Origin of the sequence: Duganella caerulea (assembly GCF_040362985.1) — a bacterium.
Classification (GTDB): domain Bacteria; phylum Pseudomonadota; class Gammaproteobacteria; order Burkholderiales; family Burkholderiaceae_D; genus Rugamonas; species Rugamonas vulcania.
Map to the genome: position 1 here is coordinate 384,111 of NZ_BPWJ01000006.1, position 21,959 is coordinate 406,069.

Consider the following 21,959-nt stretch of genomic DNA (forward strand, 5'->3'; position numbering starts at 1 on the left):
TTCGTAAGTGTTCTTTGTTGACGATTCAGGTGTCGCTAAATTGTTCGGTGCTGCTAAAACTTGATCGGCCTCACATAGCCGGTCATCTCCAGGTAGGCGCGGCCGGCGGGTTTGCCGTCCCGTTCCAGCGTCACCGCGCCCTCCCAGTACACCGCGCCGGTGGAGCGCCGCGAGTCCAGCTCCTGGTCATCCTGCAAAGGGATAACCTGCCACACGGTGCTGCCGGTGGTGAGCTGGGTCGAGACGGGATACTCGGCATTGGTGCGGGGCGAACGCCACCGCCGTTGCGGGGTAAAGCTGACCTGGTCCGGGGAAAACTGCGTGATCTTACCGGATGCATCGCGCCATGTCGCGTGCGACCATAGTTTAGCACCTGTCTTGCTGCGCATCTGGAAAGCCATCATGGCGCCGCCGTCGGCGAGGTTGGCGCCTATCCAGTCCCAGCCCGCGGCATCGGTGGCGACATACTGGGTGGACCACTCGTGATCGAACCAGCTGGCGCCTGTGACGGCGACCGTCTTGCCGCCGCTGGTGACGGTGCCGGTGGTGGTCAGCTGCGGTTCGCTGTAGTAGTAGCTGCTGTCGGAAAGCTGCGCGCCCTTGCGGGAAAAACCTCGGTCGCCCTGCGGCAGCACCGGCTGCGACGGCGCCAGTTTCAGATCCAGCTTGAAGCTGGCGGCGTCCAGGTGGACCTGGTAGCTGCCGTCGGCGGCGCGGACCATGTGCCAGTCTTCGAGCTTGACGTCGGTGTCGCCGACCTTGGCGTAGGACAGGCCGAAGCCCTCGCGCGCGCTGCGCTCGTCGTGCAGCAGCTTGCCGTTGGCTGGATCGGAAATGGCCGCGTGGCCGATGATCAGCTGCTTGGGCGCGAATTTGCTGGGATTGGCGCGGTCGTGCGACGTGGCGCTGCGGAAGAACGTGACCTGGAAGCCCATCGGCTTGCCGTCCGGTTTCGCGAGCCAGCCGGTGACGTACCACCATTCGGTCTTGTAGTCGGGATGGGCGCCGAAGTCCGCGGGGAAGCTCAGCGAGGCGCCGGGCGCCAGCGGCGTGACCGCCTTGAACACCGGCTCCGCCGCATGGACGGACGCTTGGACGGCCAGCGCCGCCAGCAACGCCAGTGCGGCCGCGCCGCGTTGGATCAGATTCATTACCAGTCCTCCCTGACTGCGCGTATCGGCCCGCCCGACAGCGACTGGCGGCCGGCCAGCAGCGCGGTCATCGCGGCGGCGGCCAGCAGCAGGCCGGCCACGGTGGCCAGCAAAGGCCATGGCAAATGCAGCTGCATGGTCCAGTGGAAGGACTGCGGATTGACGACAAAAACCAATATCAGGCTGATAACCCAGCCCAGCGCGAAACCGGTGACGATGCCCAGCCCCGTCAAGGCGCCGCCTTCGATGGCCAGGATGGACAGGATCTGCCGCCGCGTGACGCCGACGTGGCGCAGCATGCCGAACTCCTTGGCACGCGCCAGCGTCTGCGCCGAGAAAGTGGCGGCCACGCCGAACAGGCCGATGACGATGGCGATCGCCTCCAGCAGATAGGTGATGGCGAAGCTGCGGTCGAAGATCTTCATGCTCATCGAGCGGATCTCGGACGGCGCGGTGGTCGTCAGCGCGGCGGCGAAGGGCAGGCGCTTCAAGGCCCGATCCGTGTCGGCCGCCTTGGCGCCCGGCTTGAGCCACAGGGCGACGTTGCTGGCGTCCATGTCGCCGGTGATGGCACGGTAGTCGCTCAGCCGCATCTGGATCGAGCCGGTGGGACGCGCGTAATCGCGCCAGACGCCGGCCACCGTGAAGGCGCGCAGCTTGCCGTTGAGCGGCAGCTCGATGCGCTGGCCGACGTTCATGCCGTACAAGTCGACCATCGCTTCCGAAATCCAGACCGGCGGCGGAGCGCCCGGGCCGGGCACCTGCGTGGCGCCGACGATGGCCAGCGTCTTACCCGGATCGGCAGGGTCTACCTCGCGCGCCATCAGCGCGACCGCCGGACGGGCGGCGGCCAGCGAGATGCCGCGCATGCGCAGGAAGTCGGCGCTGGCGACGCCGGGCAGGGCGGCGATGGCGGCCTGCTCCTGCGGCCGCAGGCCGGCGGTGGTGCCGGCGCTGGTGGTGCTGACATAGATGTCGGCAGGCAGAATGTGCAGCAGCCAGTCGTCCAGCGATACACGGAAGCTGGAAACCATGATCGCCATCGCCACCATCAGGCTGAAGCTGGACAGCACGCCGCCCAGCGCGATGCCGGCCTGGCTGGAGGCGTTGGCGAGGCGCGACAGCGTCAGCGTGACCACGGCCGAGGCGCCTGGCTTGCCGGCGGTGGCCGCGCTCCAGCGGCGGTGCGCCACGCGGAACACGATGGCGGCCAAGCGCGGCATCAGCGCGATGGCGCCGACCAGCAGCAACGCGATCGACAGGTAGCCGAACAGCGGCAGCTCGAACACCGGCGGCGCTTGCGACAGCAGGGCGGCCAATCCGATGCAGGCCAGCGCCGGCCAGGCCTTCGATAGCCGCGACATCGCCGCCTCCTCGGTGCCCGACTTGAGCGCGACGGCGGGCTTGGCGCGCGCCGCGTCCAGCGCCGGCGCGGCGCAGCCCAGCAAGGCCACCGCCACGCCGAGCGCGAAGTAGACCGCTGCCGCGACGGGCGTGAACTGCACCTGCGGCCGCACGCCGGAGAAGAAGCCGGCACCCAGGTCGGCGCCCATGAAGTGCAGCGCGGCGGCGGCCATGCCGTAGCCGGCGGCGATGCCGATGGCCGATCCGGCCACGCCCAGGCTCAGGCCTTCGATCAGTATCTGGCGCAGCAGGTGCTTGCGGTCCATGCCCAGCACGCGCAGCAGCGCGAACTGGCTGCGGCGGCGTATCACCGACAGCGCCTGGGTGGAGAACACCAGGAAGGCGCCGGTGAACAGCGCGACCAGGGCCAGCACGGTCAGGTTGACGCGGTAGGCGCGGCTCATGCCTTCGTTGCGGCTGTTCTGGTCTTCGTCGTTGGGCTGGCTGACGCGGAAGCGGCCGGGATAATCGTGCTGCAGCTGTTGTTCCAGCTCCGCCTTGAAGGCGTCGCGATTGACGCCGTCGCGCAGTTTGAGGTCGATGCGGGACAGCTGGCCGAGCTTTTCGAAGCGCCATTGCGCCGCGCCCAGGTCCATCACGCCGATGCGCTGGCCGGCGCGGGCGCGTTGCAGCGAACCGGCCACGCGCAGTTTCAGTTCGCCGACGCCCACTTGCAGCGTCAACGGCGCGCCTGCTGCGGGCTTGAGCCACTGCTGCGCGGCCGGGGACAGGAACAGCGCGTCGTCGGCCATCGTGTCCATCAAGTGGTCTTCCGATGGCACGCCGACCAGGTCGGACGAGATGAAGCTGGCGCGGAAAACGTCGATGCCGAGTATCTTCAGCGCGGTGGACTGGCCGGGCACGGAGGCGTCGAACTCCAGCACCGGCGACGCTACCGCCACGCCGGCGCGCTGCGCCAGCACCGGGTAAATGGCTTCGTCGAAGAACTGCTCGGTGCCGCGCACCTGCACGTCGGCCACGCCGGACAAGCCCTTGATGGCGGACGAGAATTCGTTGAACGCGGCGGCGTTGATCAGATGGATGGCGAAACCGAGCGAGATGCCGACCGCGATCGCGGCGATGGCCACCAGCGCCCGCAGCGGGTGCGCGCGCCACTCGCCCAACAACAACCAGCGCGACAAGCGGCCCATCGCGGCACCGCTCACAGGATTTTCCCCGGATTCATGATGCCCAACGGGTCCAGCGCGGCCTTGATGGCTCGCATCATGTTCAATTCCACCGCCGATTTGTAGTGTGCCAGCTCGTCGCGTTTAAGCGCGCCGATGCCGTGTTCCGCCGAGATCGAGCCGCCGAATCCGACCACGCTGTCATGCACCACGCGATTGACCTTGTCCTGGTTGAGCAGGAAGTCCTCGTTGGAGATGCCGTCCGGCGGTGCCACGTTGTAGTGCAGGTTGCCGTCGCCCAGATGGCCGAAGCACACCAGCTGGCAGCCGGGGAAGGCAGCGTCCAGCAAGGGGCCGGTGACGGCGATGAAGTCTGCGATGCTGGATACCGGCAGCGAGATATCGTGCTTGATGTTCTTGCCGGCCTTGGCCTGCGCCAGCGGGATGTGTTCGCGCAGCTGCCACAGTCCGGCCGATTGCGCCACCGAAGTCGCCACCACCGCATCGCTGATGACATCGCGCTCCAGCGCCGCGCCGATGGCCTGTTCCAGCAGGCCGACCGCGTGCTGCTCCGATTCGCTGCTCGACAGCTCCAGCAGCACATATTGTGGATGCGGCGCCGCGAACGGCTTGGGCAGCGACTGAAACTGCTGCGCCACCAGTTCCAGGCAGTAGCGCGACATCAGCTCGAAGCCGGTCAGGCTGGAGCCGCAGTGGTCCTGCATTAAAGTCAGCAATTGCAGCGCGTGGGCGGGCGAGGGCAGCGCGGCCAGCGCGGTGATGCTGGCCTTGGGCTGCGGATAAAGCTTGAGCACCGCGCCGGTGATGACGCCCAGCGTGCCCTCCGCGCCGATGAACAGGTCGCGCAGGTCGTAGCCGGTATTGTCCTTGCGCAGGCCGCGCAAGCCGCTCCAGACCTCGCCCTGCGGCGTGACCACTTCCAGCCCGAGGCATAATTCGCGCGTGTTGCCGTAGCGGAGAACCGCCGTGCCGCCCGCGTTGGTGGACAGGTTGCCGCCGATGGTGCAGCTGCCTTCCGCCGCCAGCGACAGCGGGAACAGGCAGCCCGCTGCGGCCGCGGCTTCCTGCACCTGCTGGAGGATGCAGCCCGCGTCCACGGTCATGGTGCGGTTGACGGGATCGACCTGGCGTATCTGGTTCAGCCGCGCCAGCGACAGCACGACCGCGCTACCGCCGGCATCCGGTACGCTGCCCAGCACCAGTCCTGTGTTGCCGCCCTGCGGAACCAGCGGCACGCGCCACCGCGCGCAGGCGCGCACCAGCGCTGCCACCTGGTCCACCGATCCGGGCCGCAGCACGGCCAGGGCTTTGCCGGTGAAGCGTCCGCGCCAGTCGGTGAGGAAGGGCGCCATGTCGGCGGGCGTGTCGAGTACAAAGGCGTCGCCCACGATGGAGCGGCAATGCGCGAGGAAATCGATCATTTGACGGTGTTGACCTTCACCTTGTCCAGCAGTTCCTTGGCCAGCTTCTTCGCCGCTTTTTTATACGGACGCAGATACATCACGGCGCAGACAAAATAGACGCAGACGATCAGCGCTTCGCCCCAGGCCATCCAGGCGGAGATGCTGCCCTTGTCGCTCCAGCCGCGCACCACGCCCTCGGTGAAGTACAGCAGTATCATCATCGACGTCCACTGCAAGGTATAGATGTCGCGCTTCCACACGCCGTACAGCGGCAGCAGCAGCGGCGCGGCCTTCAGCACCAGCCAGGAGCCGCCGGGCTTCAACGGCGCCAGCACCATCTCCCACAGCACGCACCAGACGATCAGCGTTACCAGGCTGCCGATGGCGCCCCAGTGAAAATACTTCTGCATTGTGTTTTCCATCATGCGTCCCCGGTCAAGCGACGGCGCGCAGTTTGACGGCCGTTTCGGCCAGGCGCCGGCCCAGCGCGATGGCCAGGCGTTTTTCATCTTCGGTGATGGTCTTCTTGCCGTCAAGTCCCGACCAGTGGCTGGCGCCATACGGCGTGCCGCCGCTGGAGGTGGTCATCAGCTCCGGATTGGTGTACGGCAGGCCGAGTACCATCAGGCCGTGGTGGAACAACGGGATCATCATCGACAGCAGCGTCGATTCCTGGCCGCCGTGCAGGCTGCCGGTGGACGTGAACACGCAGGCCGGCTTGCCCGCCAGCGCGCCGGACAGCCACTGGGCCGCCGTGCCGTCCCAAAAATACTTCATCGCCGAGGCCATGTTGCCGAAGCGGGTCGGCGAGCCGACCGCCAGGCCGGCGCATTCGGCCAGGTCGTCCAGCTCGACGTAGGGGGCGCCTTCGGCCGGCACGTCCGGCTCGGTGGCCTCGGCCACGGTCGATACGGCTGGAACCGTGCGCAGGCGCGCGTCGCAGCCCGGCACGCTCTCCACGCCCTGGGCGATCAGCTCCGCCAATTTGCGCGTTGCGCCGTGACGTGAGTAAAACAATACAAGAATAATCAGATTGGCTTGGTTCATCGGCGGTATTATAGGGCGCTTTGGCGGGTGGCATCGTCGCCACTCTTGTATTTCGATTATCGCTCATGTACGAAAAAATTATTCATCCGGTTTTACAGTATGTCTCCCGCAACTGCCGTAGCGGGATAGAGACAGTGCGCTCGCTGTCCTGGCCCGAAGTGCGGGACCTGTTTTTGTTCGCCCACCGCCGCCTGCGCGAGGAAAGCCTGCCGCAGGTGGCCGGCAGCCTGACTTTCACCACCGTGTTCGCGCTGGTGCCGCTGCTGACGATCGCGCTGGCGATTTTCACCACCTTCCCGATGTTTAACACCTTCCGCTCGTCGCTGGAGGCTTACTTCGTGCAGAGCGTGATGCCGAAGTCGATTTCCAGCACCATCCTCAATTACCTGACCATGTTCGCCTCCAAGGCCACGCGGCTGTCGGCGGTGGGCGCGGTGGCGCTGATTTTCACCTCGATCGCGATGATGAATTTGATCGAGCGCGTGTTCAACCGCATCTGGCGCGTGCGCGCCGAGCGGCGCTGGAGCAAACGCATCCTGGTCTACTGGGCCATCATCACGCTCGGCCCCTTGCTGATCGGCGTTTCGCTGACCTTGTCGGGCAGGGTGTTCATGGCCACCAGCGACCTGATAGGCGACGTGCCGGTGATCGGCGCCTTGATCTACACGGTGCTGTCGCTGGCGCTGACCACGTTCACGTTCACGCTGTTGTATGTGGCGGTGCCGAACCGCGACGTTGACTGGCACGACGCGGCCTGGGGCGGCCTGGTGGCCGGCCTGGCGTTCGAGGTGGCCAAGCGTGGCTTCGCGGTGTTCATCACGCAGTTCCCGACGTATTCGAAGATCTACGGCGCGCTGGCCGCGCTGCCGCTGTTCCTGCTGTGGGTCTACGTTTCGTGGCTGATCACGTTGTTCGGCGCGCTGCTGGTGGCCGCGCTGCCGGTGGTGAAGTACGAGCGCTGGTGGCACGAGGCGCAACCGGGCGGCGAATTTGTCGACGCGATGGCGATCCTGCGGGTGCTGCACGTGGCCTGCAAATGCGGCGACACGGCGCTGGTCAGCGCGGGCGCGATCCGCGCACGCACGCGGCTGGGCTTCGACGAGATGGACACGCTGCTGGAAAAGATGATGGCCGAAGGCTGGGTGGGCCGCGTCAAGGTCGATGCGCCGGCGCGGGTCCAGTGGGGCAAGCGTGTCAGCGAAGGCAGCGACCACTGGGTCATCCTGGCCAATGTGGAGAAGCTGACGCTGGCCGAGGTCTATCGTTTGTTCGTCTTCGCCGGCATGCCGATCAACGCCGGCGTGGTTGGCGACAGCGACGATGAGCGCGACCTGAAGGCCGCCCGCGAGGCCGCGTTGCTGGCGCGCGAGGTGGAATCCGCCGTGGAAGCGGGGCTGGGCAAGACCCTGGCCGCGCACTTCGGACCGATCGACTGCCGCTAGGCGTCAGCCACCCACAGGCCTCGTCACGCCGCTGACGCGCGCCAGGCTTGAGCGGACGCCGGCCACGGCCTCCAGGCGCTCCCGCAGGTAGCTGCCCAGGCGCGGATCCTGGCTGAACGCGACGTTGAAGCGGATATGCTGGTTGGGCGTGTCGTTCGCCGAGAAGGCGGCGCCGCGCATCAGCAGGATGTTGTTGCGGTAGGCGTCCTGCACCAGCAGGTCGACGTCCAGGCCTTCCGGCATCGTACCCCACAAGAAGATGCCGGCGTCGCCGGGCTGCTCGAACCGCACGCCGGCCTCGCTCAATTGGCGGGTGCTGGCGTTACGCGCGGCCATGATCTTGCGCTGCATGCGGTCCAGGTGCTTGCGCAGATTGCCGGCCCTGAGCACTTCCAGCAGCACGTATTCGTTCAACGCCGGCATCGTCATTATGGTGTGGATCTTGGTCCGCATCAGCACCTTGAGCAGGGCCGGGGCGGCGGCGAGATAGCCCATCCGCAGGGCGGGACTGAGCGCCTTGCAAAAACTGGAGTAGTAAATCACGCCGTCGAGGCCCGCCAGCGCGGCCAGCCGCGTGCTGTGGCCGTGCTGGAAATGGCCATGCACGTCGTCCTCGGCGATCAGGAACCCATGCTGCTTCGCCAGCATCAGCACCTTGTGCAGATTGGCGGCGCTGCTGCTCCAGCCGGTGGGATTGTGCAGGGCGGTCTGCACGAACAGCAGGCGCGGACGGTGCTCGCGGCAGGCCGCCTCCAGTTCGTCGAGATCGAGACCGTCGGGCCGGCGCTTGATCGGCACCAGGCGTATGCCGTCCTGGCGCAGCCGGCCGAACATCAGGAAGTAGCCGGGATCTTCGACCAGCACGGTGTCGCCGGGCTGCAGGAAACTGCGGCAAATCAGGTCGATCGCGTGGGTGGCGCCGAAGGTCGTGAGGATATGGCCGGCGTCGAAGGCCATGCCGATGCCGCGCAATATCAGCGCGATATGTTCACGTAATTCGGGCAGTCCTTGCGGAGGGCAGCGCGAGGCCATGCCGGCGGCGCTGCGCGCCAGGCCCCGTTGCACCGCGCTGGCGGGGACGGCGTCTTGCAGCCAAGTCGGCGGCAGGGCGCCGCTGCTGGCCAGCAGAATGCCGGCGCGCTGGTCGTTGGCTTGCTGCGCCAGCCAGACCGGCTCCTGCTCCTCGCCCGCTTCCAGCGCGACTTCATCGGGCACCACGCTGCCGACGTCCTTGGGCGAACAGGCAAAGAAGCCCGCTGTGCCATGGGAATCGATGACGCCCGCCGCGACCAGCCGGTCGTAGGCCGCCACCACGGTATTGGCGCTGACTTCCAGCTGCGTGGCCAGTTGGCGTATGGACGGCAGCTTGGCGCCGCCGGGCAGGGCACGGCTTTCGACCATGTGGCGCAACTGGTCTTCTATCTGTTTGGACAGGGCGATGGGAGAGGAGCGGTCGATGGGGAACATGGTGAGAGTCTAGCGTAAAAACATCACGGCCAGCACCAGCAGGATGGCGGCCATGGTCCAATTGAACACGCGCTGCTTTTGCGGGTCCTGCAGGAAGCGGCGTATCGACATGCCAAACAGCGCCCACATGGCGTTGCAAGGCGCGCCCACCAGGGCGCCGATCACCGCCACCAGCAGTGCGTTGCCGAGCGTATTTCCGCCGGAGGGCATGAAGACCGATGCCACGGTGATGGCCTTCACCCAGCTCTTGGGATTAAGCGCCTGGAAGGTCGTCGCTTGGGCGAACGTCACGGCCTTGGGCGCCTGCGCGCCGCTCATCGACGCTCCGCTGAGCTTCCAGGCCAGGTAGATCAGATACACCGACCCGGCGATGCGCAGCACTTGCTGGGCCAACGGGTAGGTCATAAAGACGCTACCCAGCCCGAGACACATCAGCATCGTCTGCACGAACATGCCGGTCTGGATGCCCATGATGGCCGGCACCGCGCCACGGCCGCCGAAATTGGCCCCGGTGGTGGCGAGCATGACGTTGTTCGGTCCGGGCGTGGCCGACATCACCAGGCAGTAGGTCATCAGGGGCAGCAGTTCGGTCATGGCGCGCGGCTCATAGCGTGGAGGTGACGCCAGTTTAGGGGCGCGGCGCGCAGCGGACAAGGCACAGCGCCACAGGGACAGGCACATGCTGTATCACCCTGTCGATGGTGACAGTTGCCCATTACCGTTATAGAATCGACATTCATAAAAATCAACTGGGAGACGTCATGCTGAGAATGCCGATTGCGGTGGTCTTGTTTGGAATTGCCGGTGTGGCGTCGCCTGCCCAGCAGCTGCACCCGCCCGGATTGGGAGAGCGCGGCGATGAGGCCAGCATCGCGGTCGACATCAACGCGGCGGGGCAGGTGGCCGGCATCATCGAGGAAGAGAATGGGCGCCAGCGCGCGGTGCTGTGGAATAAGCGCCTGATCGAACTGGGCACCCTGGGCGGCACCGACAGCTTCACCAAGGGCATCAACATCGGCGGCGACGTGGTTGGCTCGGCCCAGGACAGCGACGGCCACTGGCGCGCCTTCGTCTACCGCGCCGGTCTGGCTATGCGTGATCTCGGAACGCTCGGCGGCGGCAGCAGCTACGGCATGGGCATCAGCCGTTCGGGCCAGGCAGTCGGCTTTGCGGACACCAGCGACGGCTACTTCCACGCCTTCACCACCGGCCCCACCGGCGACGGACCGCTGGTCGATCTGGGCACTTTGGGCGGCAATATCAGCTACGCGGCCGGCGTCAACACCGATGGCGTGATCGTCGGCACGGCGGCGCTGGCGGACGGTTACCGGCGCGCCTTTATCTACCGGCCCGGCGCCGGCATGAAGGATCTGGGCACGCTGGGTGGACGCTCCAGCAGCGCCACCGCCGTCAACGATTCCGGCGTCGTGGTCGGCGCGTCCGAGACGCCGGACCGGCACTGGCACGCCTTTGTCCACGATGGCAAGAAGATGGTCGACCTGGGTGCGCTGATCGGCTACGGCAACAGCTTCGCCACCGCCATTAACGCCGCCGGCCACGTGGTCGGCAGCATCCGCGTCGGCGACGAGCGCCGCTCCTTCGTCTACCGCGACGGCAAGATGACCGTGCATCCTGGCGGTTACGGCCTGTACCTGGTCAACAGCATCAACGCCGAGGAACTGGTGATCGGCGCGAAATATGTCGGCAAGAAGTTCGAGGCGTCGACCATGCACTCGTCCCAGCGCGCCGTGGTCACGCACGGCGGCAACGACATGGTGATGCTGATCGCGGCGGTGCTGGCCGCCACCGCGGGCATCGTGATCTACCGCCGCCGCTATCGCGGCATCGTGCTGGAAGGCGCGAACCGCATCATCCGCTTCAAGTTCCCGCAAAACTGAACAGGGCGTCCAGCACCGCGTCCGGCTGCTCGCTCATCAGCGAGTGGCCGCTGTCCACCGTCACCACCTTGCCGTGGTTGATGGTGGAGGTCAGCAGCTTGGTGGATTTTGGTGGCGTCATCATGTCGCGCGCGCCGAACAGGAACAGGGTGGGGCAGCGCACGGCCTGCGCGGCCGCTTCGCCGTTGGCGTAGGCGTTGCAGGCCGAGAAGTCGATGTGGAACACCTGCTGCGGATTGATCTGCGAGATGCGCTGCATCAGCCGGCGCGAGCCTCCCATGACGCTGAAGCCCGGCCCGGGACAGGATGGCTTCTGCGCGATCGACGAGTGCGACCAGATGTTGACCATGTCGATGGCGCTCTGCTCGTCGCTGCGCGAGGTTTCCAGCAGCGCGTCCGAGACCTTCATCGGATAGGTCGAGCCGATCATGCCCAGGTGCGTGACGCGTTCGGGCGCCTTGTGCGAGGCTTCCAGCGCGATCAGGGAGCCCATGCTGTGGCCGAACAGCGCGGCCTTTTGCACACCGGCGGCGTCCAGCACTTGCAGCAGCCAGTCCGCCAGCTCCGGCACGCTGGCCTTGGCCGCGCCCTTGCTGCGGCCGTGGCCGGGCAGGTCCACCGCCAGCACGCTGTAGCCGTGGTGCGCGAAGTAGCGGGTCTGCAGCACCCACACCGAATGGTCGTTCTGCGCGCCGTGGATGAAGACCACGGTCGGCAGCGCGGCGTTGAATGGCTTGCCGCCGGTGTAGCAGTAGGCGTCCACGCCTTGTACGGTCAGCAGCATGTCATGCTCCTTTCTGCGACAGTTTCAGGCCGCGCGCCAGGTCTTCGATCAAATCGTCCACGTCCTCCAGTCCCACCGATAGCCGCATCGTGCCCTCGGTGATGCCGGCTGCCGCCAGCTGTTCGGCCGGCACGCGGAAGTGCGTGGTGGAGGCGGGATGGATCGCCAGCGATTTGGCGTCGCCGACGTTGGCCAGGTGCGAGAACACTTTCAGGCTGTCGACGAAGCGGCGGCCGGCGGCGCGGTCGCCCTTCAGGTTGAAGGAGAACACCGCGCCGCAGCCCTTGGGCAGCAGGCGCTTGGCCAGTTCGTAGTCCGGGTGCGACGGCAGCTCGGGATAGGACACCGATTCCACCGCGGGATTCGACAGCAGGAACTCGACCACCTTGCGGGTGTTGGCCACGTGCCGGTCCATGCGCAGCGCCAGCGTTTCCACGCCCTGCAGCACGGCGAAGGCGTTGTGTGGGCTCATGACGGCGCCGAAGTCGCGCAGGCCTTCGCGCCGCGCGCGCAGCGCGAACGCCGCCACGGTCGACTCTTCCGTGAACACCATGCCGTGGAAGCCGTCGTACGGTTCGCACAGTTCGGCGAAGCGGCCGGTCTTGTCGTAGGCGGCTTGCCAGTCGAAGGTGCCGCCGTCCACCAGCAGGCCGCCGATGGCGGTGCCGTGCCCGCACAGGAATTTGGTGGCCGAGTGGAACACCAGGTCGGCGCCATGCTCGAAGGGCTTGAGCAGGTAGGGCGTGGTGAAGGTGGAGTCCATCATGAGCGGCAGGTGCTGCTCGTGCGCGATGGCGGCGACGGACTCGATATCCAGCACGTCCAGGCCCGGATTGCCCAGCGTTTCGGCGAACAGCACCTTGGTGTTCGGGCGGATCGCGGCGCGCCAGGCGTCGAGGTCGCGCGGGTCGACGAAGGTGGTCTCGATGCCGAAGCGCTTGAGCGTGTAGGCCAGCATGTTGTGCGAGCCGCCGTACAGCGCGCGCGAGGCGACGATGTGCGAGCCGGCGCCGGCGATAGTGACGAGGCCCAGGTGCATCGCGGCCTGACCGCTGGCGGTGGCGATGCCGGCCACGCCGCCTTCCAGCGCGGCGATGCGTTCCTCCAGCACCGCGTTGGTCGGGTTCGAGATGCGCGAGTAGACGTGGCCGGCGCGTTCCATGTTGAACAGCGAGGCGGCGTGGTCGGAGTCCTTGAAGGCGAAGGACGAGGTGAAATAGACTGGCGTGGCGCGCGCGCCGGTGGCCGGGTCGGGCGCGGCGCCGGCGTGCAGCGCGAGGGTGTCAAAGCCGGGATATCTTGGTCCGCTCATGTGGTCTCGTTGGAGTTATAGGAATGCTGGGCATCCTACCCTGAATCGCGGCTTGGCAACAGCTCTGCAAGAATGTTGCGATTTGCTTATCCAGAGCGCTGGATTTTTTGCCGCTCATACGCTACATTCGCTATAAGGCTACAATAATCAGAACCCCCATTCACAAAGCCTATATCAGCGGACAGGACGGCCCAAAATGAAAGTCTCCGAAATTCTTCAGGTTAAAGGCAGCATTCTTTACACTATCTCTCCTGACCAGCCGTTGGCTGACGCCGCCAATACGATGGCGGAGAAAGACATCGGTTCGCTGGTGGTCATGGAATTCGGCGAGCTGGCGGGCATGCTGACCTTCCGCGAAGTGCTGCGCGCGCTGCACGAGAACGCGGGCACGGTCGGCACCGGCACGGTGCGCAAGCACATGGACGATCACCCGATCACCGTCACGCCGGATACCGAGGTCAACGAAGTGCGCCGCATCATGCTGGAAAAGCACGCGCGCTACTTGCCGGTGATGAACGCCAAGACCATCCTGGGCGTGATCTCGTTCTACGACGTGGCGCGCGCGGTGCTCGAGGCGCAGAGCTTCGAGAACAAGATGTTGAAAGCCTACATCCGCGACTGGCCGGCCGAGACGGCAGACCAAGCCGATTAAGCCCGGCGCCCGGCGCCAATAAAAACGCCACATGGCTGCGCGACGCTCCTGAGCGTCGGCAGCGCACGTGGCGTTTTTTATTTTATGCCGCGCCTTCCAGCGTGTCGTTGTTGAGCCAACCGTTGAGCGCCGTGGCCGTCATCGGCCGCGCGAACAGGAAGCCTTGCGCCAGCGGACAGCCCAGCGCCTGCAGGATCTGCGCCTGGCGCTCGTCCTCCACGCCTTCCGCGATCACGGCCAGGCCGAGGTTGCGGCCCAGCTGGATCACCATCTCGGCGATGCTGCTGCCGCGCGCGGAACCGGTGATCTCGGTGACGAAGGCGCGGTCGATCTTCAGGCGGTCGATCTGCAACCGCTGCAGGTAGGACAGCGACGAGAAACCGGTGCCGAAGTCGTCGATCGCGATGCTCACGCCGGTCTGCTTGATCTGGCCCAGCATCTTGATCAGCATGTCCGGCTCTTCCATCGCCATCGACTCGGTGATCTCCAGTTCCACGTATTCCGGCGGCGCGCCGGTGTCGTCCAGCGCCTTGCGCAGCGTCTCCAGGAAGTGCGGATGGCGGAACTGCACCTGCGAGACGTTAATCGACATCATGAAGTCGAGGTGGCCGGCCTTGCGCAGGTCCACCAGCTCCTGGCAGGCGGTGCGCATGACCCACGCGCCCAGGTCGATGATCAGGCCCGAATACTCGGCGATCGGGATGAAACGGTCCGGCGAGATGAACTTGCCGTCCGGCGTCTGCCAGCGCAGCAGCGCCTCGGCGCCCATCGGCCGGCGCGTGGCCAGGTCGATCTGCGGCTGGTACACGACGAACAGCTGGTTCTGGCCGAAGGCGGTGCGCAGCGCGTGCATCATGCGCACGCGTTCGCGGATCTCCACGCCCATCGAGCGCGAGAAGTAGAAGTGGCCGGCGCGCTGCTGCGACTTGGCGCGCTTGAGGGCGATGTCGGCGTCCTTCAGGGCGTCAGCGCCGCTGCCTTCATGCTCGCCCAGGCGCACCAGGCCCAGCGTGGCCGACAGCTGCACGTCCTGGCCGTCGATGCTGAACGGATCGGCGAACAGCGCCAGGATCTTGGCCGGGTTGACCTGCGACGAGTCGCCCAGCACGCAGAAGATGTCGCCGCCGATGCGCGCCACCGTCAGCTGGTCGCCCAGCTGGGTTTGCAGGCGGCCGGCGACCGCCACCAGCAGCATGTCGCCGAACTGGTGGCCGAGCGCGTCGTTGGTTTCGGCGAAGTGGTCCAGGTCGACCAGCGACAGCGTGGCGTCGTCGCGCGCCGGGCCGGCCAGCGTGGCGTCGAGGATCTCGACCAGGCGGGTGCGGTTGGGTAGCTTGGACAGCTGGTCGTAGAAGGCGGCGTTGTGCAGGTGCGTGACCAGCTCGACGTTGTCCAGGCCCACGGCGACGTTGGAGCAGAACACTTCCAGCAGGCGCTCGTCGATCTCGGTCGGCGCGCGGCCCACGTCCAGGTAGGCGACGAAGTCGCGGCTGGCCTTGCCGGCGAAGTACAGCGTGATGAAATCCGGGCCGTAGATGTTGCGGCGCTGGCCCAGCGTCAGCTCCATGGCGTCGTAGATGGGCTTGTGCTCCTGGTTGCACAGCGTGGCGTTGTCCAGGTGGCGGTAGCTGCCGATGGTGGCCATCACCATCAGCTGGTGGCAGCCGTCGTCCGGACACTCCTGCACGCACAGCACGCCGTTGCCGTCCTGGCCCAGCAGGTCGGCGATCTGCGCCAGCACGCCGGAGGCGAAGTTCTGCACGCCGTGCAGCGCCATCAGCTGGGTGCTGGCGTGGACGATCTGGTTCAGGCCGCGCCGGCTGTCGTTGATCTTGCGGATTTGTTCGTAGGAGCGGATCGCCGCCGTCACCGTGGTGTACAGCTTGATGCGGGTCAGCTCGGACTTGGTCTTGTAATCGTTGATGTCGAAATCGCGGATGGCGTCGATCTCCGGCGCGTAGCCGGGCTGGCCGGTGCGCAGGATGATGCGCACGTCGGCCAGGTTCAGTGTTTCGCGGATGTAGCGCACCAGGTGCAGGCCGGCATCGTCCTGCTCCATGACCACATCCAGCAGGATGACGGCGATTTCGGTTTCGTGCTTCAGCAGTTCGCGCGCCTGGCCGGCCGAATACGCATGCACGAATTCAAGCGGGCGCTGCTGCATGTCGAGGTTGCCCAGCGCGAAGGTGGTGGTCGAGTGAACATCTTCGTCGTCATCGATGATCATGACCCGCCAGACGTTGCGGGCACCGGGTACTGCGAGCGTCGCCGGATGCTCTTCTAAGAATACCAGATCGTCTTGATCGTCCTTGGATTGCTCAAGGGGTGTGATCGGTGGGGGCATGTGTAACATCTCCAGGATTTCTCGGTGTTCTTGAGATCAAGTATATAGCGAATTGTTAAAAAGAACGCGGTTTTCCGGCGCTTTACACAGAACGTTGCATACTGGTGTGCAAGTTTGCCCGGCTTTCATCGAAAGAATGGTATTTTACCAATAGAAACTTGCCTTGTGGAAATTATCGCGCTGGGCGGGCGGCAAACGCCGCCGGCTGGTAGAATTGGGTACTTTCCACCTTTTTCCAAAGATTCTCTTCCTATGTCCGGCAATACATTTGGCAAATTGTTTTCAGTAACTACCTTTGGTGAGTCGCACGGTCCCGCGATTGGTTGTGTGATCGATGGCTGCCCACCAGGTTTGCCTTTGTCGGAAGCGGACATCCAGCCGGAGCTGGACCGCCGCAAGCCGGGCACGTCGCGCCACGTGACGCAGCGCAAGGAACCTGACACGGTGGAAATCCTGTCGGGGGTGTACCAGGGAGTGACCACCGGCACGCCGATCGCGCTGCTGATCCGCAACGAGGACCAGCGCAGCAAGGACTACGGCAATATCGTCGATAGTTTCCGTCCAGGCCATGCAGATTACACCTATTGGCACAAATACGGCGTCCGCGATCCGCGCGGCGGCGGCCGCTCGTCGGCGCGCCTGACGGCGCCGGTGGTCGGCGCGGCCGCCATCGCCAAGAAATGGCTGAACCAGCAGTACGGCACCGAGTTCAAGGGCTGCATGAGTCAGCTCGGCGACATCGCCGTGCCGTTCCAGGACTGGTCGCACGTGCACGACAACCCGTTCTTTGCCGCCAGCGGCGACGCCGCCCTGATCGCCCGCATGGAAGAGGCGATGGATGAGTTGCGCAAGGCCGGCGATTCGATCGGCGCGCGCATCGACGTGATCGCCCGCAACATTCCGGTTGGCCTGGGCCAGCCCATCTACGACAAGCTGGACGCCGACATCGCCTACGCCATGATGGGCATTAACGCCGTCAAGGGCGTGGAAATCGGCGCCGGCTTCAAGTCGGTCGAGCAGAAGGGCTCGGTGCACGGCGACTCGCTGACGCCGGAAGGCTTCATCGGCAACAACGCCGGCGGCGTGTTGGGCGGCATCTCGACCGGCCAGGACATCACGGTGTCGATCGCCATCAAGCCGACCTCGTCCATTCGCACGCCGCGCCAGTCGATCGACAAGGACGGCAACCCGGTGATGGTGGAAACCTTCGGCCGCCACGACCCGTGCGTCGGCATCCGCGCCACGCCGATCGCCGAGGCCATGCTGGCGCTGGTGCTGATGGACCACGCGCTGATGCACCGCGCGCAGTGCGGCGACGTCCATGTCGCCACGCCGAACATCGCGCCGCCGGTGCCGGCGGTCCCGCCAGCCTCCAACTAAGCGGTGCCGGTACAAGCGTTCAGCTTCGCCTTATTCCTGTTCTGCTACTACGCGCACGCGGGAACCTGGTCCACCTACGCCACGCTGTTCTTCGCCGATAAAGGCATGACGGTGGCGCAGATCGGCGTGCTGATGTCGATGATCCAGGTGCTGCGCATCGTCGGCCCCAACGTCTGGGGCTACGTCGCCGACCATTACGACCGCCGCGTGTTCGTCCTTCGGATGGCCGGCTTCGCCGCGCTGGCGGGCTTCAGCGGCTTCTTCTTCGGCAGCACCTTCGTCCACTTCATGCTGGCGATGATCGTGCTGAACCTGTTCACCAGCGGCCAGGCGCCGATCTGCGAGGCGCTGATGCTGTCCGAGATGCGCGGCGACCTGACCTACTATGGCCGCATCCGCATGTGGGGTTCGATCGGCTTCATCGCCTCGGTCACGCTGGCCGCGTACGCGCTGGAGCACTACGGCATCGCCGCGCTGCCGTGGGTGGCCGCGGCGCTGCTGGTGCTGACCATAGTCGCGGCGTTCCGCCTGCAGGACGTGCCGCGCCGCGTGCACAAGGTGGCGCCGCCGCCGTTGCTGTCGCTGCTGCGCCGGCGCGAGGTGATCGCCTTCTTCGCCTCGACCGCGCTGATGGTCGCGGCCCACACCTCGCTGTACACCTTTTACTCGCTGTACCTGGAGCGCAACGGCTACAGCAAGACCGTGATCGGCGCCATGTGGTCGCTGGGCGTGACGGCCGAGGTGTTGCTGTTCTACTTCCAGGCGCCGCTGTTCAAGCGCTGGGGCGCGCGCAACATGATGCTGGTGACGCTGGCCGTGGCGGTGGTGCGCTTCCTGATGATAGGCTTCGGCCCGCATGTGTTGTGGCTGCTGATCGCGGCGCAGGTGATGCACGCGGCCACTTTCGCGCTGCATCACTCGTCGTCGGTGATGACCTTGCAGCGCTGGTTCTCCGGACCGCTGCAGGCGCGCGGGCAGGCGCTGTACATGAGCATTTCGTACGGCATCGGCGGCTCGCTGGGCGGGCTGTTCCTGGCGCAGTGGTGGGAGAGGGCGGGGCCGCAGTCGGTGTACTACGTGGCGGCCGCGCTGGTGTCGTGTTCGATGCTGGCCGCCGTGCTGTCCTACCGCTGGCAGCAGCGCGACAGCTATTGACGGCGACTAGCTGCGGGAGCCGACCGCTTCCAGCTTGTGGCGGCGCTCGACCGCCCGCACCACCAGCGCCCGCATGTCGTTCAACAGCGCGAACTCGGTCTGGCTCAGCTGGATGGGCGGGAAGGAGTCGTCCCAGTCGCCGTACAGGAAGCCGGCCGGCTGGCCGTTGGCCGACAGCGGCAGGATCACGAAGCTGCGCGCTTCGGACAGTGAACTCTTCCACCACAACGGCAGCTTGGCCGCGAACTTCACGTCGCGGGCGTTTTCAATGAAGATCACGCGGTCGCTGTTGAGCGCGGCGTGGAACACGTTCGGCTCGTAGGCGTCGTCGAAGGCCAGCGCCGGCAGCAGTTCCCTGGTGCCTTCGCCAAAGCTGATCTTGGCCGCGTACTGGTTCTCCTTGCGGTTGCGCACGAAGGCCACCGCGCGCGAGAAGTCCAGTCCCTTGTACACCGTTTCCAGCGCGATCTGCACCATCTGGCCGGGATTGGCCGTCTCCAGCATGTCGCGCATGTCGGCCAGGCCGCTGAGCAGGATCTTGTTGCCGGCGGCGCGCTGGCGTGTCTTGGCCAGCGCCTTGGCGCGGCGCTCGGCGGGGCGCGACAGCGGCGCGATGGACAGGTCGTTGGCCGCCACCACCTTGGCCTGCTCGATGGCGTGCATCAGGTTGTCCGGCTCCACGCCCAGCATGGCGGCGTACGATTGCGTCAGTTCCTTGACCACGGCGGCGCCGGCGGCGTCGTCATGCCACAGCGATTCCGCGCACAGCGCCGACATGGTCGACAGGCCGGCGATCCAGTCCGAGCTGCTCACTTCGGCGCCCGGCGCCGGCGGTTCGACCTTGCGCATGCCCTTGACCAGCGTACCGGGCAGGCCCCAGTGCAGGGCGGCGGCGTGGCCGATTTCCTCCATCGTCAGGCCCAGCATCTCGGGCGCGACGTCGTCGATGCCGCAGCCGGCCTGGTCGGCCGCGCGCTGCAGTTCCTGCCAGCGCTCCGGCATGTAGAAGGTCATCATCATGCGGCCCAGCGTGTGCAGCATCGAGCACACCACGGCTTCCTCGCCGTGGCGGCTTTCGGCGGTGTAGGCGATCTGCTGCGCCACGATGCCGGCCAGCACGGCCTTTTCCATTTCGATGTGGGCGATGGTGGCGTCGGGCGAGCCGGCCGCCAGTTCCTCGATCAGCTTCAGGCCCAGCGCCAGGTGGCCGATGGCCTCCGTGCCCAGCACCAGCACCGCCTTCGAGACCGTGTTCACATGCTGGCCGAAGGCCGAGTACATGCCGCTGTTGGCCAGCCGCAGCACCTTTTGCGTGAGCACCGGATCGGACAGCACGGTGCGGGTCATGTTGAATTCCTGCTCGTCCTCGCCGCGCATCGCGCCCAGGATGGCGGTGATGGCCTTGGCGAAGCCCGGCATGTCGCCGCGCCGGCGGGTGCAGTCCCACAGCGCGGCCAGCGTGGCGTCGCCCAGCGGGGTGCTGGCGGTGAAGCGCGCCGTCATTGCGCCACCTGGCGCAGTTCGGGCGGCACCACCTTGACGTGGATGCTTTCCTTGAGCGCGGCCAGCGCCACATTGGAGGCCATCGGCTTGCCGGTCAGGTAGCCCTGGATGTACTGGCAGCCGCGCTGTTCCAGGTAGTCCATCTGGCCCTCGGTCTCGACGCCCTCGGCCACCACGGACAGGTCCAGGTGCTTGGCCAGGTCGAGCACGGCGTTGCAGATGGCGCCGTCCTTCTGCGAGCCGGGCAGGTCGCGGATGAAGGTGCGGTCGATCTTCAGCACGGAGATGGGGAAGCGCTTGAGGTAGGCCAGCGAGGAATACCCGGTGCCGAAATCGTCGATGGCGATGCGGGCCTTGCGCTCTGCCATTTTGGTCAGGATGGACTCGGCATGCACCGGGTCAATCATCAAAGTACCTTCTGTGATTTCCAAAACCAATTGCTCACCAAGTAGGCCGGAGAAGGCGATCGCATCGTCCAGCACATCCAGAAATTTATCATTGCGGAATTGCCGCGGGCTGATATTAACAGAGATGTACAGGCTGCGCTTCGCCACTTCCTCGAACTGTTTCAGCTGCACGCAGGCCGCCTTCAAGGCCCAGGCGCCCAGCAAATTGATGAGGCCGTTGGTCTCGGCGATCGGAATGAAGCGGGCCGGCGGCACCATGCCCAGCGTCGGGTGCTTCCAGCGCATCAGCGTTTCGAAGCCCTGGATCTCGCGCGTGCGGGCGTCGACGATGGGCTGGTAATAGAGCAGGAACTCGCCCTCGCGCACCGCCTGGAACATCGCCGCCTCCAGCGAGATGTCGTGCTCCGGCGGACCGGACTGGGTCTGGCTGTAGACCACGCAGCGGGCCTTGCCGGTTTCCTTGGCGCGCGACATGGCGGCGTCGGCCAGCGCGACCAGCCGCACCTCGTCCTCGGCGTGCTGCGGGTAGACCGCCACGCCGACCGAGGCGCCGATGTAGATCGTGTGGTTGTCGATTTCAAACGGCGACTGCAGGGTGGCGATCAGGCGGCCGGTGACCAGCTTGATCTGCGCCTCGGTGGCGGTGCCGGGCAGCACGGCGACAAACTCGTCGCCGCCGACGCGGGCCAGGGTGTCGCTGTCGCGCAGGGTCTTGCGCAGCCGCGCGGCGGCGGTGCGCAGCACGGCGTCGCCGACCGGATGGCCGAGGCCGTCGTTGACTTTCTTGAATCCGTCCAGGCCGATGGTGGCGACCGAGAAGCCCTGGCCGGAGCGGCGCGCGTTGGCGATCACCATGCGCATGCGGTCCGACAGCAGCAGTCGGTTGGGCAGTTCGGTCAGGGCGTCGTGGGTGGCCATGTGGCGCAGCCGCTCTTCGGTGGCGCGCTGCAGCGTCATGTCGCGGCCGACCACCAGCAGCTCGCTCAGGCCGTGCTGGTTGGCGTAGCAGGAGATCCGCAGTTCGTGCCAGATCTCGGCGTCCGGCGTCTTGATGCGCACTTCCAGCTGACGCGACACGCTGGTGCCGCCGACTTCGGCCAGCACGGCCGCCAGCGGTGCCTGGTCGTCCAGCGATACCAGCTTGGACAGTGTGTCGCCGGCCAGCGGGACATAGCTGGAGATCAGGGCCACCGCGCGTTTGCTGGCATACAGTATCTGCCCCAGTTGATTGAGGCGGAACACAACATCGCCCGCCTCTTCCATGAGGTTATCCAATTCATGTCGCGGGGATGGGGCTGGGATACTGGAAAACATCGCGAGGATCTAATCTTTCATTTTATACATGTAACGTGGCTGCGCGAAACTTGCAAAACCAGAACGCAATGTATCACTGATGAGAGTGGATTTACATGAAAAACGACAACATCGAAGCGACTTTTACAGTTTTCTCTTGAGTTAGGCC

The 21,959-nt window shown here is 65.9% G+C and carries 17 protein-coding genes; 5 read left to right on the forward strand and 12 right to left on the reverse strand.

Annotated features, from left to right (window positions below):
- Positions 1-53: 53 nt before the first annotated feature.
- The 5 genes from ACUJB0_RS20440 to wrbA are packed head-to-tail and all read right to left on the reverse strand — an operon-like array spanning position 54 to position 6,153.
- Positions 54-1,151 (reverse strand): lipocalin-like domain-containing protein, encoded by a 1,098-nt coding sequence (locus ACUJB0_RS20440; protein WP_444846826.1) that lies wholly within the window; start codon positions 1,149-1,151, stop codon positions 54-56.
- Entirely contained in the window at positions 1,151-3,706 is a 2,556-nt protein-coding gene (locus ACUJB0_RS20445; protein ID WP_444846855.1) for an FtsX-like permease family protein, read from the reverse strand. Before ACUJB0_RS20445 ends, ACUJB0_RS20440 begins: the two co-directional genes overlap by 1 nt.
- Before the next feature lie 11 nt (positions 3,707-3,717).
- On the reverse strand, positions 3,718-5,124 hold the full coding sequence (locus ACUJB0_RS20450) for an FAD-binding oxidoreductase (protein ID WP_444846827.1): 1,407 nt from the start codon (positions 5,122-5,124) through the stop codon (positions 3,718-3,720).
- Positions 5,121-5,528, reverse strand: a complete 408-nt coding sequence (locus tag ACUJB0_RS20455) for a DUF2069 domain-containing protein (RefSeq protein ID WP_161085666.1) — start codon at positions 5,526-5,528, stop codon at positions 5,121-5,123. The genes ACUJB0_RS20450 and ACUJB0_RS20455 overlap by 4 nt, the downstream gene beginning before the upstream one ends.
- Before the next feature lie 13 nt (positions 5,529-5,541).
- A complete protein-coding gene (wrbA, locus tag ACUJB0_RS20460; protein WP_161085660.1) occupies positions 5,542-6,153 on the reverse strand; it encodes an NAD(P)H:quinone oxidoreductase in 612 nt (203 codons plus the stop codon).
- A gap of 65 nt (positions 6,154-6,218) precedes the next feature.
- On the opposite strand from wrbA, the gene ACUJB0_RS20465 reads away from it, so the two are divergent.
- A complete protein-coding gene (locus tag ACUJB0_RS20465) occupies positions 6,219-7,595 on the forward strand; it encodes a YihY family inner membrane protein (RefSeq protein ID WP_444846828.1) in 1,377 nt (458 codons plus the stop codon).
- Positions 7,596-7,598: 3 nt separating this feature from the next.
- On the opposite strand, the gene ACUJB0_RS20470 is transcribed toward ACUJB0_RS20465, so the two are convergent.
- Together ACUJB0_RS20470 and ACUJB0_RS20475 are read right to left on the reverse strand one after the other, a co-directional pair.
- Entirely contained in the window at positions 7,599-9,062 is a 1,464-nt protein-coding gene (locus ACUJB0_RS20470; RefSeq protein WP_444846829.1) for an aminotransferase-like domain-containing protein, read from the reverse strand.
- A 9-nt stretch (positions 9,063-9,071) separates the two neighbouring features.
- Positions 9,072-9,656 carry a LysE family translocator gene (locus ACUJB0_RS20475; protein ID WP_444846830.1) on the reverse strand — a complete coding sequence of 195 codons (585 nt, stop codon included), beginning with the start codon at positions 9,654-9,656 and terminating at the stop codon, positions 9,072-9,074.
- 167 nt (positions 9,657-9,823) lie between these two features.
- On the opposite strand from ACUJB0_RS20475, the gene ACUJB0_RS20480 reads away from it, so the two are divergent.
- Positions 9,824-10,960: an HAF repeat-containing protein gene (locus ACUJB0_RS20480; protein ID WP_444846831.1), complete on the forward strand. Its 1,137-nt coding sequence runs from the start codon at positions 9,824-9,826 to the stop codon at positions 10,958-10,960.
- On the opposite strand, the gene ACUJB0_RS20485 is transcribed toward ACUJB0_RS20480, so the two are convergent.
- Positions 10,941-11,744 (reverse strand): alpha/beta fold hydrolase, encoded by an 804-nt coding sequence (locus tag ACUJB0_RS20485; RefSeq protein ID WP_444846832.1) that lies wholly within the window; start codon positions 11,742-11,744, stop codon positions 10,941-10,943. The two genes, ACUJB0_RS20480 and ACUJB0_RS20485, sit on opposite strands and share 20 nt — an antisense overlap.
- A 1-nt stretch (position 11,745) precedes the next feature.
- Entirely contained in the window at positions 11,746-13,056 is a 1,311-nt protein-coding gene (locus tag ACUJB0_RS20490) for an O-acetylhomoserine aminocarboxypropyltransferase (RefSeq protein WP_444846833.1), read from the reverse strand.
- A gap of 196 nt (positions 13,057-13,252) precedes the next feature.
- Here ACUJB0_RS20490 and ACUJB0_RS20495 point away from each other — a divergent pair, with 196 nt between their 5' ends.
- On the forward strand, positions 13,253-13,708 hold the full coding sequence (locus ACUJB0_RS20495) for a CBS domain-containing protein (RefSeq protein ID WP_117010377.1): 456 nt from the start codon (positions 13,253-13,255) through the stop codon (positions 13,706-13,708).
- Between the two features lie 82 nt (positions 13,709-13,790).
- On the opposite strand, the gene ACUJB0_RS20500 is transcribed toward ACUJB0_RS20495, so the two are convergent.
- On the reverse strand, positions 13,791-16,052 hold the full coding sequence (locus tag ACUJB0_RS20500; RefSeq protein ID WP_444846834.1) for a putative bifunctional diguanylate cyclase/phosphodiesterase: 2,262 nt from the start codon (positions 16,050-16,052) through the stop codon (positions 13,791-13,793).
- A 252-nt stretch (positions 16,053-16,304) separates the two neighbouring features.
- On the opposite strand from ACUJB0_RS20500, the gene aroC reads away from it, so the two are divergent.
- Complete coding sequence (gene aroC / locus ACUJB0_RS20505; RefSeq protein WP_444846835.1) at positions 16,305-17,432, forward strand: chorismate synthase; 1,128 nt, start codon at positions 16,305-16,307, stop codon at positions 17,430-17,432.
- Between the two features lie 3 nt (positions 17,433-17,435).
- The gene (locus tag ACUJB0_RS20510; RefSeq protein ID WP_444846836.1) at positions 17,436-18,587 is read left to right on the forward strand and encodes an MFS transporter; all 1,152 of its coding nucleotides are present in this window, start codon (positions 17,436-17,438) and stop codon (positions 18,585-18,587) included.
- Positions 18,588-18,593: 6 nt separating this feature from the next.
- On the opposite strand, the gene ACUJB0_RS20515 is transcribed toward ACUJB0_RS20510, so the two are convergent.
- Both ACUJB0_RS20515 and ACUJB0_RS20520 read right to left on the reverse strand, forming a co-directional pair.
- Positions 18,594-20,090 carry an HDOD domain-containing protein gene (locus ACUJB0_RS20515; RefSeq protein ID WP_444846837.1) on the reverse strand — a complete coding sequence of 499 codons (1,497 nt, stop codon included), beginning with the start codon at positions 20,088-20,090 and terminating at the stop codon, positions 18,594-18,596.
- Positions 20,087-21,760: a putative bifunctional diguanylate cyclase/phosphodiesterase gene (locus ACUJB0_RS20520; protein WP_444846838.1), complete on the reverse strand. Its 1,674-nt coding sequence runs from the start codon at positions 21,758-21,760 to the stop codon at positions 20,087-20,089. Before ACUJB0_RS20520 ends, ACUJB0_RS20515 begins: the two co-directional genes overlap by 4 nt.
- Between the last annotated feature and the right edge of the window lie 199 nt (positions 21,761-21,959).